The 13,321-nt window shown below is 70.1% G+C and carries 8 protein-coding genes; 5 read left to right on the plus strand and 3 right to left on the minus strand.

Annotation, left to right across the window (positions count from 1 at the left end):
* Window positions 1–26: 26 nt before the first annotated feature.
* Together VIN30_RS08740 and VIN30_RS08745 are read right to left on the minus strand one after the other, a co-directional pair.
* Window positions 27–5,192, minus strand: coding sequence for a DEAD/DEAH box helicase (locus VIN30_RS08740; RefSeq protein WP_338210892.1), 5,166 nt, complete (start codon window positions 5,190–5,192; stop codon window positions 27–29).
* Window positions 5,189–5,401 (minus strand): hypothetical protein, encoded by a 213-nt coding sequence (locus VIN30_RS08745; protein WP_326425481.1) that lies wholly within the window; start codon window positions 5,399–5,401, stop codon window positions 5,189–5,191. Before VIN30_RS08745 ends, VIN30_RS08740 begins: the two co-directional genes overlap by 4 nt.
* A 144-nt stretch (window positions 5,402–5,545) precedes the next feature.
* On the opposite strand from VIN30_RS08745, the gene VIN30_RS08750 reads away from it, so the two are divergent.
* The 4 genes from VIN30_RS08750 to VIN30_RS08765 all read left to right on the plus strand — a co-directional run bounded on the left by VIN30_RS08750 (window position 5,546) and on the right by VIN30_RS08765 (window position 8,990).
* Window positions 5,546–6,361: a MerR family transcriptional regulator gene (locus VIN30_RS08750; protein WP_338210895.1), complete on the plus strand. Its 816-nt coding sequence runs from the start codon at window positions 5,546–5,548 to the stop codon at window positions 6,359–6,361.
* Window positions 6,362–6,448: 87 nt separating this feature from the next.
* Window positions 6,449–7,918: an MFS transporter gene (locus VIN30_RS08755; RefSeq protein WP_338210896.1), complete on the plus strand. Its 1,470-nt coding sequence runs from the start codon at window positions 6,449–6,451 to the stop codon at window positions 7,916–7,918.
* A gap of 100 nt (window positions 7,919–8,018) precedes the next feature.
* Window positions 8,019–8,456, plus strand: coding sequence for a LytTR family DNA-binding domain-containing protein (locus VIN30_RS08760; RefSeq protein WP_338210897.1), 438 nt, complete (start codon window positions 8,019–8,021; stop codon window positions 8,454–8,456).
* Window positions 8,457–8,552: 96 nt separating this feature from the next.
* Window positions 8,553–8,990, plus strand: a complete 438-nt coding sequence (locus VIN30_RS08765; RefSeq protein WP_338210898.1) for a hypothetical protein — start codon at window positions 8,553–8,555, stop codon at window positions 8,988–8,990.
* Window positions 8,991–9,012: 22 nt separating this feature from the next.
* On the opposite strand, the gene VIN30_RS08770 is transcribed toward VIN30_RS08765, so the two are convergent.
* Window positions 9,013–11,193 (minus strand): HelD family protein, encoded by a 2,181-nt coding sequence (locus VIN30_RS08770; protein ID WP_338210900.1) that lies wholly within the window; start codon window positions 11,191–11,193, stop codon window positions 9,013–9,015.
* 534 nt (window positions 11,194–11,727) lie between these two features.
* Here VIN30_RS08770 and VIN30_RS08775 point away from each other — a divergent pair.
* On the plus strand, window positions 11,728–13,299 hold the full coding sequence (locus VIN30_RS08775; RefSeq protein WP_338210901.1) for a C69 family dipeptidase: 1,572 nt from the start codon (window positions 11,728–11,730) through the stop codon (window positions 13,297–13,299).
* Window positions 13,300–13,321 lie beyond the last annotated feature (22 nt).

The raw sequence follows: 13,321 nt of genomic DNA on the forward strand, positions 1-13,321 counted from the left end.
AATGGGGTCCGCGGCACGGCGGGCGATTAGAACGGGCTCGCGTAGAGGCGCATGCCATCGGGCAGCCGCACGAAGCCCTCGGCCTGGAGCAGCGCCGCGAGGGGCGTGTCCAGCACATCGCGCGCGTTGAAATGCTCCACGACGATCTTACGTCGCGAGGCCGCCGCGCCCTCGCGCTTGAGGGCGGCACGCACGAAGGCCGCCAGCGATGCCACCGCCGCCGCCAAGGCGTCAGGATCGGACGTGAACGCGAGCACCGACTTGCACCGCGGCGCAGCCCACAGTACCGGACGCCCCGCAGCCACCACCACGAGCGCGCCTTCGCGCCGGGTTGGCTTGGCCGCCACGAGGGCGGCGTCGATGGCAGGTGCCGCGCCGGCGGCCTCCCAGGCCACATCGGGCCAGGGAATGCCCGCACCGAAGAGGCATGCCGGGTCGTCGGCCGGCAGCACCGTGCAGGCCGCGGCATCGGCGAGGGCATCCCCATCCGAGGAACCCGGCACCGCATCGCCGGCCGCCGCACTGTGGGACGCGAGCGCATGCGCGCGCAGGGCCTCCACCACCTCCCGGGGCGCGAACTGCGCCGGGCCCATTCCCTCCACGAACATGCCACGGGCGAGCTCACCGGCATCCTCCATGGCGCGCAGCACCGGATACAGCGCCGACAAGCCGCCCGGCACCCCGGCGGCCAGCGCGATGTCGCGGGTTACCACCCCGTAGCGGTCGATGAGCGACTCCACGAGCGCGAGCGCCTGCACGGTGGCTCCCCCGCCGCACGGAGCCAGGGTCCTCCACCGGCCGGCCAGGGCTGCATCGAAGGCGGCCGCAGCACCCTGGCGCGACACGACCGCGGCACGGGCTTGGGCGCGGGCGGCGGCCATGGTGCGACCACGGCGGCTCGTCGCCCGCCGGCGCGAGGGCGGGGGCACCTGGCCGCCGCTGCGGGCGGCATCGGACGGGGATGCGAGGCCGCCGGCGCGAAGGAGGCCGAGCCCATCGGCTGTGGCCCTGCCGGCCCACACGAGCCCCTCCAGCGCCTCGGCCACCTCGCGGCTCGCGGGAGCACGGGGCGCCTGCATCCGCGAGACGGCATCCACCAGGGCGGGAAAGGACAGTGGCCCCTCAGCCGCAAGCGCGTGGCGCACGGCGGAGTCCAGGCCTGCCTTGCCGTCGTCAACGGCGGCATCGGCGTTCTGGCGCTCGGCAGAAGCAACGCCGCCTTCCCCGTCCTTTGCAGGAAAGGCCCCGATGCCGCCTCCGCTTCCAGCCGCCGTATCCGACGGCCCGACGCCGCCCTCTCCCACCCCGGGTTCGGGCACGACCGCCGCCGCGATGCCGGAAGCGGGGTCGGCGGGCGGCGGCGCCAGGGGCGAGTCGGTCGGAAAGAACGATACGAGGTGCGCGCCGCCTACCGTGGAGGCCGCCCACAGCACTTCGCCCGCCGCCACGAGCTCGTCCAGCATAGCAGGGCGGTAATCGGGCACGCGCACGGGAAACACGTCGGATTCCCACTGGGCCATGGGCAGTGCCGCGCCCTCGAACTGGGCGATCACCTGGGCCACACCGTCTATTCCCGCAAGGGCCGGCTGGCCCGGCGCGGCCACATCCTGGCGCTCCATCAGAAATTGCACGTAAGCCTCAGGCGCCACGGGACGCACCGCCTCGCGGGCCCGGGCAAGCGAGCGCGAGCGCAGCCGGCGCAGCACCGCTCCGTCGGCCCAGCGGTCGGCGCCCAGGCGCACCAGGCGCCCATCGGCCGCCAGCCGCTCGAGGGACTCCGCCGCAAGGACCGCGCCAACGCCTGTGGCCGCGGCGGCCTCATCGGCCGAGAACAGCGTGTGCGTGCGGGCGAAGCGCGCCATCAGGCCATCGAGGGGCCGCGTGTCCGAACCCGACCGCCCGCGCTCTGGAAGGGCCCATGGAGGCACCGGGATGCCGAGCACGTCGCGCAAGCGAGGACCATCATCGGCCGCCGCCCACTTCTCCGCCCCGGCAATAGTCGCGGGAAAAACCCGTCGCTCGGCCTCCAGCGCAACGAGAATCTGCTTCGCAGCGGAGGCGGGCATCGTCTCGGCGTCGCCCCCAGCTGTCGAGCCGCCGGCACCCATACGCGCGGCCACCTCTTCCGCCGTCAGCGGGCCCAGCTCGCGCAGCAGATCGGCCACGCCCTCGGCGCCGTGAACGCGCCAGCCGGGCGCCGTCCGCTGCAGCTCGGACAGCACCTGGGCCGTCACCTCGGCATCCAGCACCTCCTCCACCGCCGGCGCGCCCACGAGCTCGGCGAGCAGGGCCGGATCCACCGCCAGAAGCGACGCCTGCCGCTCGGCATGGGGAAGATCGCCCTCGTAGAGGTGCTCGCCCAGGTAGCCGAAGACGAGCGGCGCCGCGAAGGGAGACGGCACCGCAGTGCGCGTCTCGCTCATCTTGATGACGCCGGCCTGAAGGGCGCCCAGCACCTCGCGCAGCCCCGGCAGATCGAACACGTCCTGCAGGCACTCGCGCATAGCCTCCAGAATGATGGGGAAATCCTCCTCGCGGCGCGCGGCCTCCAGAAGCTGACCGCCCTTCAGGCGCTGCTGCCACAGCGGTGCTCGCTTGCCTGGGGCCGTCGGCGACATGAGCAGCGCCCGGGCCGCGCACTCGCGGAAGCGCGCCGCGAAGAGCGCGGTGCTCCCCACGCATTCCCGCACGATGGCCTCGGCCTCGTCGGCGTCGAACAGAAACAGCTCGGCACCGTAGAGTTCTCCCTCGGCCATGGGCACGCGCAGCACGATGCCGTCGTCGGCCGCGGCCGCCTGTGCATTGAAGCCCCGCGTCGTCATGATGCGGTGGCCCACCGCCAAAGCCCACGGCTCGTGCACGCGCCGGCCGAACGGCGAGTGCAGGATGACCCGCCAATCGCCCGTCTCGTCCTCACACTGCTCCACCACCAGGCGCTTGTCGGTAGGCACGATGCCCGTGCACGCGCGCTGCGCCTGCACGAGCGCCGCCAGATTGCCGCAGGCATTCTCGTCCAGCCCGTCGGCCGCGAGACGTTCGCGCAAGGGCTCCTCGAGCCGACATTCGCCCCCGGCATCAGACGCCAAGCCTCCGTCCAGCGCGCGCACGAAGGCGCCGCGGGCGCGCCCTGCCTCGAAGGGACGCCCCACCGCCTCGCCGTGCCAGAACGGCAGGCGCGCCGCGCGGCCGGGAGCCGCCTCCACGATGACCCGGTCGGCGCCGATCTCCAAGATGTGCCAGGTGCTGGTACCGAGCGCGATGATGTCGCCCACCCGGGACTCCATCACCATTTCCTCGTCCAGCTCGCCCACGCGCCGCCGCCCCTGCTTGGCATCGCCCTCGGGCAGCACCACCGAGAACATGCCGCGGTCGGGAATGGTGCCCGCCGCCGTGACGGCCAAGCGCTGGGAGCCGGGGCGCGGCTTCAAGAGCCCCGTCTCGCGGTCCCACAGGATGCGCGGCGCGAACTCGGCCACATCGCCCGAGCCGTAACGGCCTGCGAGCATGTCCAGCACGCCCTCGAAGGAACGGCGCCCCAGATCGGCATAGCAGGCGGAACGCCGCACGCAGGCGAGCCAGCCATCGGCGGGAAGGCCGTCGGGCGCCATGGCCACCGCGGCCACCGTCTGCTGGGCGAGCACGTCCAGGGCGTTGCGCACGAGGCGCGTGGCCTCGATGGCGCCGGATTCCATACCCTCGGCCATCACTGCGGCATCGATCACCTCCACCCGCGTGCGCGGGAAGATGATGCCGCGCGAGCGACCGCCCACCTGGTGGTTCGCGCGGCCCACTCGCTGAAGCCCGCTCGCCACCGAGAACGGCGCCGCCACCTGCAGCACCAGGTCGATAGAGCCCATGTCGATGCCCAGCTCCAAGCTGGACGTGGCCACCACGCAGGGCAGCTCTCCTGCCTTCAGCTCGCGTTCCACCTGCAGGCGCTTCTCCTTGGAAACCGAACCGTGGTGAGCCTTGGCAATGAGCACCGAGGGCTCGGTCACGAGCGCCGTGGTGGAGCCGATGTCCGATCGGAAGGCCGCACCCGGCCCCTCGCCGGCACTGCCCGCAGCCGACCAGTAGCCGGCCGCTTCAGCGTGCGGTGCATCGAGCCCCAGGCGCTTCGCGTACAGCTCGTTCAAACGCGCCGTCAGCTTCTCGCACAGACCGCGCGAGTTCACGAATACGATGGTGGAGGTATGTGCCAGCACCTCGTCCAAGATAGCGGCCTCTATATGGGGCCAGATGGAGGCCGTGCCCAGGCGGCTGTCCGGATGCGGCGGGGCGGCCTCGTCCCGCATAACGGCGCGCAGAGCCCGGTCTGATTTCCAGGCCTGCTCGACGGGAGCCCGTCGCGGGCCGCTGCCGCGCTCGCACGTGCCGTCTCCCGCGCTGCGAAAGCCCCCGAACGCAGGAACCGCCGTCATATCGCTTACCGGCACGCGCACGGACAGGTCGAGGGCTGGCGGCGCCTCGGTTGCCACCACCGTAACCGGATGCGCGCCGCCGAGGAAACGGGCGACCTCGTCCCGCGGGCGCACCGTGGCCGACAGCCCGATACGCTGGGCCGGCGCGTCCAGCAGATCGTCCAGCCGCTCCAGCGACAGCGACAGATGCGCGCCGCGCTTGTCGCCGGCGAGCGCGTGCACCTCGTCCACGATGACCGTCTCCACGTGTCGCAGCACGTCCCGCGCGGCCGAGGTGAGCATGAGGTAGAGCGACTCGGGCGTGGTGATGAGGATGTCCGGCGGGTTGCGCACGATCTTGCGACGCTCGTCGGGCGTGGTGTCGCCGGTGCGCATGGCCGTGCGAACTTCGGGCGGCTTCGCGCCATCGCGCCCCGCCTGAGCCGCCACCAGCTCGGAGATGGCCGCAAGCGGCCCCTGCAGATTGCGATCCACATCGGCGCCGAGGGCCTTCAAGGGCGACACGTACAGCACGCGCACGCCGCGGGCCCACTTCTTCCCCGCCTCGGCCGCACGGGCCTTCTCGGCCATGAGCGCGTCGATGGCCCACAGAAAGGCGGCCAGGGTCTTGCCCGAGCCCGTCGGCGCGATCACGAGCGCGTTCTCGCCGGCGGCAATGGCCTCCCACGCCCGTTCCTGCACCTCGGTGGGCGCACCCAGCGCATCGGCGAACCATGTTCGCGTGGCCTCGGAGAACGCCCCGAGCGGCCCCGCCTCCCGCACCGCGCTCACAAGAGGCCCTCTTCCTCGAAGGGGGCCAATGCCGCCTTCAGCGTGAGCTTGCGCGCCGTCAGCTGCTGGTAGGTGGCCGTGCGCGTCTTACCCTGGGCCCGCAGCGCCTCAAGGGTCGCCGTCACCGATTCCCGCTCCGCCACCAAACGCCCCAGCGCCGCCTCGAACCGCGCCAACCGCTCGCTATCGACCTGATCAACGGATTCCATTCGCACCTTCCAAATCTTCGCGCTACCTTCCTTCTGAGAATTATAGGGTAAAGCGCCCTTCTGACCGACGGCTTGGAAAAGAGCGGAAATCGCCCGCTTTCCGACCATGCTAAGATATGGAAGAAGACGACAGGAGGAGCGACCATGCGCAGCAACGAGGTGGCGAAGTTGGCGGGGGTGACCGTGCGCACGCTGCGGCACTACCACCAACTGGGGATTCTGCCCGAACCGCCCCGGTCGGCCAACGGCTACCGCGACTACCCGCCCGCCGACGTGGCGCGGGTGCTGCGCGTGAAGCGACTGGCCTCGCTCGGGTTTCCGCTGGCGCGCATCGGCGAGATCTTGGAGGACATGGACGCGCCCGGCTCGTCGGCCGCCGCGGCCCTCGACGACCTGGATCGGGAGCTCGCCCTGGAAATCGAGCGGCTGGAGGAGCAGCGCCGCACTATCGCGGCCCTGCGCACCGAGAACCTGGACCCCACGCTTCCCGTGCGCTTCGCCCGCATCCTGTCCATGCTGCCCGGCGTTAGCAGCCTCGCCGACGCCTCCCCCGCCGACCGCGCCGCCCTCGTGGTGGCCGGCCACCTCTACAACGACGACGAGCTGGACGAGCTGGAGCGCGTCGTCGGGCGCATCGCGAACGACGACCTGATAGAGGCCTTCGAGCAGCTGAACGCCCGCATAGAGAGCCTGCAGCCCGACGCGCCCGAAGAGGAGCGCGACGCCTTGGCCCAGCAGACCCTGGACGCGCTGGCGCCCGTCATCGCCTGCTTCGATGCGGAGAACTGGCTGCGCCCCTCCACCGACCGCGAGCGCTTCTTAGACGAGATCGCCTTCAGGGACTACAACGATGCCCAGCAGGACGTGTACAACCGCGTCGAAGCCGGCATCGAGGCGGCCATGACCGCCCGCCTTGAAGCCGAGGGGCGGCCCGAAACGCCGCAGATGCGCCCTTCATAACTCCTTCACGCCGCGCTTGACCCCGACGCAACGTCATAGTTTTAACTCCCTCTCGAACGATCATCCCCTGTTCGAGAAAGGCCTCCTATGTCCCTCGCCTCGCCCCAGGCCCGCGCACCCCGCCCCGTCGCGCCACGCTACCTCTTCTCCTGCGGGCTCTCGCTGCTCGGCAACTCCGTCGCCGGCGTCGCGCTGCCCCTGGTGCTGCTCGCCACCACCGGCGACGCCCTGGCCGCCGGCACCCTCGCGCTCATCTGCGCCGCGCCGCAGTTTCTCATCGGCCTTATCGGCGGCGCGCTCATCGACCGCTTCAACCGCCGCGACGTGTCCGTGATCTCGGACATCCTGTCGGCGGCGAGCGTGGCCCTCCTGCCCGTGGTGGACGCGGTGTGGGGGCTGTCCTTCGGGTGGTTCGTGGCCCTGGGCCTCGTCGGCGCGGTGGGCGACATTCCCGGCATGACGGCCCGCGACGCGCTCGTGCCCGCCGTGTGCGAGCGCGACGGACGCAGCCTGCAGAAGTTCATGGGCCTCACCCAGTCGCTCGATTCCCTCGTGGTCATCGTAGGTCCGGCCCTGGCCGCCTTCCTCATGGGATCGGTCGGCGCCGTGAACGCGCTGTGGTTCACAGCCGCCATGTCCCTGGCCGCAGCGCTTACGACCCTCACGCTGCCCCGTGCCATCGGCCGCATCGGCGGGAAGGACGCCCCCGCTGAAAGTGGGGCCGCCTTGGCAGCGGGCCATGGCGAGCGCGGCATCGTGGCCGGCGCGTGGGACGCCCTGCGCTCCGGCGCGCGCGTGCTGTTCGCCGGCGACGCGCTGCTGCGCTCCTCCATGTTCATCAGCTTCGGCATCGTCATGATCATGGGCTCGTTCCAGGGCCTCGTGCTGCCCGTGCACTTCACAGCTGCGGGCACTCCCGAGCTGCTCGGCTACGTGCTGTCGGCCATGTCGGCCGGCATGCTGGCAAGCTCGCTCGGCTATGCCGCCCTCGCCTCCAAGCTGCGCCGCCGTACCTGGTTCGTGCTGTCGCTAGCGGGCATGGCCCTGGGCATTCTGGGGCTGGGGCTTCTGCCCTCCTTCCCTCTGCTCGCCTTCAGCGCCCTGCTTCTGGGGCTGGCGGCGGGCCCCCTGTCGGCCCTGCTCGGCTTCTTCATCTTTGACCGCATCCCCGCCGAGATGCGCGGCAGCGCCCTGGGCACCCAGAACTCGCTCACTCTGGCTGCGGCTCCCGTCGCCGTGTTCGCCACGTCCCTGGCCGTGGAGGCCTGGGGCGCGGGCGCGGCGGCCTTAGGGCTCGCCGCCTGCTGGTTCGCCGCCACCCTGTGGGCCCTCGGTTCCCGCAGCCTGAGAAGCCTCGACGAGGACGAGGAAGCTGTTGCGGCGACCTCATCACACATGCCAGCATCTTCCGCTTCCGCCGCGGCCGCACCCGCCTCGGCGCACACCCCGGCCGCCTCTGCGGCGGCCGCATCAACCTCGGCGCACGCCCCGGCTCCGGGCCCCTTCGCGCAACCGGCGCCCGAGATGCCGCGCCCGTGCAACACAGAGCTCTCCTGATGCAACTGGGACCGAGCGCCCTTGCGCTCGGCCCGCCCGCACGGCACACTGGCAGCACCGAACCGTTTTGCGCCGCTGCGCCGCCCGAGAGAGGAGCCCCGTGAAACTCACCGTGGAAGAGCACGCCGACGTGTCCGACATCGAGGTGGACATCCGCTGCGTAACCGTAGACCGGCGCGTGCAGGCGCTCGTGGCCGCCGCAAGTGCCCTGGACCGGCGGCTCGTGGGCACGCTCGACGGTGCCACAATCATCCTGGATGCCGCCGAGGTGCTCTACGCCGAGACGGTAGACGGCCGCACCTTCCTCTACGGGCCCGACCGTGTGCTGGAAAGCCCCCTGCGGCTGTACGAGCTGGAGGAGCAGCTGGCGGGCACGGAGTTCGTGCGCGCGTCGAAGTCGCTGCTCGTGAACTTCGACCACGTGCGCGCCCTGCGTCCCTACCTGAACGCGCGGCTGGAGCTCATCTTATCCAATGGCGAGTCCGTCATCGCCTCGCGCCAGTACGCACCCGCCGTCAAGGCGAAGATCGGCCTGTAACCGCACACCTGCAGCAGCTCACGTCGGCCCGCAGCAGCCCTTCCCGGCCGCACTGCGTCCCGCCCCGCACCCACTCATCCGAGGAAAGGAAGCCCCATGAACCGCATCCTGAAAAGCGCCCTCGTCCGCGCCTGCGTCACCTTCACCGCCGCCATGGCCCTGTGGTGTACCGCCGGCCTCATCTTCGCCGGCCCGGTCGAGGGCATCGTCATCACGCTCTCGCTTCTAGCGGCCTGCCTGGTACTCGTCGCGCTGCAGATCCTGTGGTTCACCGAAGTGGTGGTGAAGCGGGCGCCCTACCCCGCGCGCATCGCCGGCTTCGGCCTGACGGCACTGCCGGCACTGGCGGCCGCGGCGGCCCTCGGGGGATGGTTCCCCGCCGACAACGGCGGCGCCTGGATCACCTTCCTCGCCATCTACCTTATCACCCTTGCCGCCATCACCGTCGGCTACACCCTCTACTACCGCCGCACCGCCGGCAGCTTCGATGCCGCCCTCGCCCGCTACCGCGCCGAGCGCGGGCAGCAAGGATAGCGCAGAGCGAACGAGGCAGGCATCAGCGCAGAAGCGGGCTCGGTTCGTCCCGGTACAGCACCGTGAGAGCGTGCATGGCACGGGTGACGGCCACGTACAGCAGGTTGCGGTCGGCCTCGGTGGCGTACTGGCGGCCGTCCACATCAAGCAGTACCGCCTCATCGAATTCCAGGCTCTTCGCCAGGCGCACCGAGGCCACCACGAGCCCGCCCGGGTACACGGCAGTCTCGTCGGTGAGCAACGTCACCGACCGCCCACGGCCCAGCAGCTCGGCATAGCGGGCGGCCAGAAAATCCGACTTCGCGATGATACCGAGCGTGCGATGCTCGGATGCCTCCCACCGCGCGACCGCCTCCTCCACGGCCGCCAGCACGCCCGCCGTGTCGCCGCAGCGCACGAATCGCGGCGGCTCGCCGTGGCGCTGCACGGGCACGAGCCCGGCCACCGGCAGCACACGGGAGGCCAGCTCGGTAATCTCGCAGGTGGAACGGTAGCTCGTCATGAGGCGCACCACGCGGGCGCCCGGGTAATGGGCCGCCACCGTCTCGGGCGCCGCCACTGGCCGGCCGTCCACCAGCTGGTTCACGTCGCCCAGGATAGTCTTGTCGCAGCGGAACAGGCGGGCCACAGCCTCGTGGGCCACCGGCGGCAAGTCCTGCATCTCGTCGATGACCAGGTGCCGCACGGCAGCCGTGGCGGCAAACCCGTCGGGCCCGGCGAAGGTCGCGGCGCACAGCGCGAGGGGGAAAGCATCCTCCCATTCCACCACGCCCCTCGATGCCATCTTGAGAAGCGCGCTCTGCCCGGTGTCGGCCAAAAAGCGCCGATACAGCGCCAGCGGGTTCTTCGCCCGCATCATACGCAGCAGGCGCGAGCGCAGTTCGCGACGGGTCGGCATCGCATGGGCGTAGCGGCCGAAGGTCTTGCTATGGGCGAGCTCCAAGGCGTCGCCCGCTATAAGGTCGAGCCGCTCCTCGAAGGGCACGGGCGCGTAGGCTGCGAAGCGCTCGGCGAGCCAGCTGGCCTCGGCCACATCGCCGCCGACGGCCAAATCGTGCGGATCGAAGATCGACGGCGCCTTCCCCACATCGGCGACGGACGCCCCCTCGCCCGCCACTTTCTCCCCCAGCTGCTCGTCCAACCACGACGCGAGCTGCCGCGCGAACTCCTCGGTGCCCTTCACCCGGGCGCGCTCGGCGCGAGCCAGATCGGCCTCATCGGCAAACGAGCGCGGGGGCGCCACCTTCGCGATGCCCTCCAACAGCAAACTCGCCACATCGTGCAGGCTCCACTGACGCACCGGTTCCTCGCCGAGCTCCGGCAGCACACCCGAGATGTAGTCGGAGAACACCCGGCTCGGCGACAAGATGGCCACCGACTGCGAGGAGAGCCGCTCCTTCTGGCGGTACAGCAGATAGGCCACGCGATGCAGGGCGATGGAGGTCTTTCCCGATCCCGCCACGCCCTGGATGATGAGCGTGCCCGGCGCCTCATCGCGGATGACGGCGTTCTGCTCGTGTTGGATAGAGGCCACGATGTCGTGCATCTTCGCATCCGACGAACGGGAGAGCGCCTGGGCCAGCACCTCGTCGCGCACGCTGGAATTCGAGTCCAGCGCGTAGCGAAGCCGACCGTCCTCCACCGCTATCTGCCGCTTGAGCATCAGAGTGCCCTCACGCCGCCCACCCGGCGCGTCGAAGGCCGCCGGCCCGCACTCGAAGTCGTAGAACAACGCGGCCACGGGGCTGCGCCAGTCGGACACGAGGGCCCGGTTGTGCCAGGTGAACGCGAAGCGCCCGATGTAGGTGGCCTGGGGCCGATCCTCGGGAAGCGGCCTCTCGCCCGAAGCAGCTCCGCCGTCGGCGCCGCTCCCCTCGGCGAAATCGACACGGGCGAAGTAGGGCGACGCGAGAAGCTTCTCCAGGCGCCGATGGGACCGGTGGGCCAGAGCGGCCTGAGCGTCCATGCGATTCAGCTCGAAAGCCGACAAGTGCGCCTCTTCCGGTGCCAGCTCACCGCGGTCGGCCGCCAGCTGCGCACCGGCCTCCCGATGGCTCACCTCGGCACGCTCGGCCAGATCGCGGGCGCGCCCGACCGAGGCCCGCACTGCCGCAAGCACCTCTTCTAAATGGGAACGCTCCTCGTTCTCGATAGTTGTCGTTGGGTGATTGCCCGCCTGATCGCACGTCAGTTGCGCCTCCACGGCCTTCTCCTTCCTCTTCTGCGGCTCCATTGAAGCGAACGGCTCGGCCCGGTGGCCCCGTTCGGGAAACCTGAGAGGTCGGAGGCGCGAGAAACACCGACATCGAGGTGGGGCCGCTATCCTAGCGGCGAGCGCCCCAGCGCACCCCAGACGCCACACCGATCTTCACAAGATGCCCACAGGAGTCATTGCGCGAGTGGAAATCCGTTTTCTGGCTTGGAAATCACGACTTTGTTACCGAATCAGGCTAAATGACGCGGGCGACACGAAAGCGCCAGCGCGTTTCCCCAGATCACGCAAAATCAATACCGGCAGCAACCGTTGAATTGGTTCCAAAACCATGATTTCCAAGCCAAAATGCGCCATTCCGCCTTCCCGTTTCCCAACCCGCCGCCATCGATTCGCCAACAGAAGCGCGGCGCTCGCATCGGCACGCCTCCCATCAGCGTATACCGATACTCGTACAACCCTGCGCCCCGCCGCCGCGCCCACACGGCGCGCCCCCGGCGCAACCCCGGAACAGGAGGCCTTCCCATGGCATGCACCACCCTGCTCGTCGGCCGCAAGGCGACCAACGACGGCTCCACCATCGTCGCCCGCAACGAGGACGGCGAGGATTTCTCGTTCGACCCCAAGAAGATGATCGTCGTGATGCCGGACGACCAGCCGCGCACCTACACCGGCGTGGCCAGCCACCTCACCATCGAGCTGCCCGACAACCCGCTGCGCTACACCTGCACGCCCAACGCCGACCCGTCGAACGGCGTGTGGGCCGAGACCGGCATCAACGCCGCGAACGTGTCCATGTCGTCCACCGAGACCATCTCGGCCAACGCGCGCGTGCTCGGCGCCGATCCGCTCGTGGTGTACCAGCCGGCCCAGGGGAAGCCGGGCGATGCCGACTACCGCCCCGAGGTGCCCGGCGGCATCGGCGAGGAGAACCTGCCCACCATCACGCTGCCCTACATCAGAAGCGCCCGCGAGGGCGTTCAGCGCCTGGGCATGCTGGTGGAGAAGTACGGCACCTACGAGACCAACGGCGTGGCCTTCGGCGATGAGAACGACGTGTGGTACTGGGAGAACATCGGCGGCCACCATTGGATCGCGCGCCGCGTGCCCGACGACTGCTATGTGGTGCAGCCGAACCGCCAGGGCATCGACCACTTCGACCTGTCCGACGCGCTGGGAGACCAGCACGACTACATGTGCAGCGCCGATCTGGCCGAGTGGATCAAGGCCCACGACCTGCTCATGGACATGCCCGCTCACGAGGACGATGCCGGCGAGACCGTCTGCGGCCTGCCGCGCTACTTCAACGCGCGCATCGCGTTTTCCACCTACACCTGGCTCGACCAGCTCTACAACGCGCCGCGCAAGTGGTACCTGTGCCGCCGCCTGACCCCCTCCGACCCGCGCTTCCAGGGACCTGCCCCCGAGTTCGGCCCCGAAAGCCTCGACATTCCCTGGGCCATGCGCCCCGATAAGAAGCTGTCGGCATCGGATGTGAAGGACCTGCTCGCCACCACCTTCGACGGCACCGAGTACGACCCCTACGGCACCAAGGGCACGCCCGAGACGCGCCACCAGTACCGCTATGTCGGCATCGACCGCACCTCCGAGTGCTCGGTGCTGTGCATCCGCCCGAACGCGCCGGCGGCCGCCCGCGGCGTGCACTGGTTCGCTCCGGCGTCGGGCCCCTTCAACACCGCGGTGGCTCTGTACGCGAACGTGACCGAGCTGCCCGCCTACCTGGACACCCCCACCGAGGTGACCACCGACAGCCTCTACTGGAACAACCGCCTGGTAGCGGGTCTGGCCGACCCGCAGTTCTTCGAAAGCTACGAGGCCATCCAGGGCTACCGGCTGAACACCATGGCCCAGGGCTACCAGTCGCTGCACGAAACCGATGCCAAGCTCGCCCAGATGGCGAAGGAGGGCAAAGTCGATCTGGAGAACATGGAAGACGTCGGCGTGCAGGAGGTGCTGGCCGCCGCGAACCAGGCCCTCGTCGACTCGGTGCAGACCCAAACCCGGGCGCTTCTGGGCAGCGTGCTCGACCAGCGCACGGTGACCATGAAGAACGCCTTCAACATGAACGACCACTGATCGCGCGCGGCGGCCGCGCGCT

Source organism: Adlercreutzia wanghongyangiae (genome assembly GCF_035989245.1).
Taxonomy (GTDB): Bacteria; Actinomycetota; Coriobacteriia; order Coriobacteriales; family Eggerthellaceae; genus Adlercreutzia; species Adlercreutzia wanghongyangiae.

Bases quoted from the DNA above. Each gene is read 5' to 3' on its own strand.
- VIN30_RS08745 (WP_326425481.1), bottom strand. From the start codon at position 5,401: ATGGAATCCGTTGATCAGGTCGATAGCGAGCGGTTGGCGCGGTTCGAG.
- VIN30_RS08750 (WP_338210895.1), top strand. From the start codon at position 5,546: ATGCGCAGCAACGAGGTGGCGAAGTTGGCGGGGGTGACCGTGCGCACG.
- VIN30_RS08755 (WP_338210896.1), top strand. From the start codon at position 6,449: ATGTCCCTCGCCTCGCCCCAGGCCCGCGCACCCCGCCCCGTCGCGCCA.
- VIN30_RS08765 (WP_338210898.1), top strand. From the start codon at position 8,553: ATGAACCGCATCCTGAAAAGCGCCCTCGTCCGCGCCTGCGTCACCTTC.
- VIN30_RS08775 (WP_338210901.1), top strand. From the start codon at position 11,728: ATGGCATGCACCACCCTGCTCGTCGGCCGCAAGGCGACCAACGACGGC.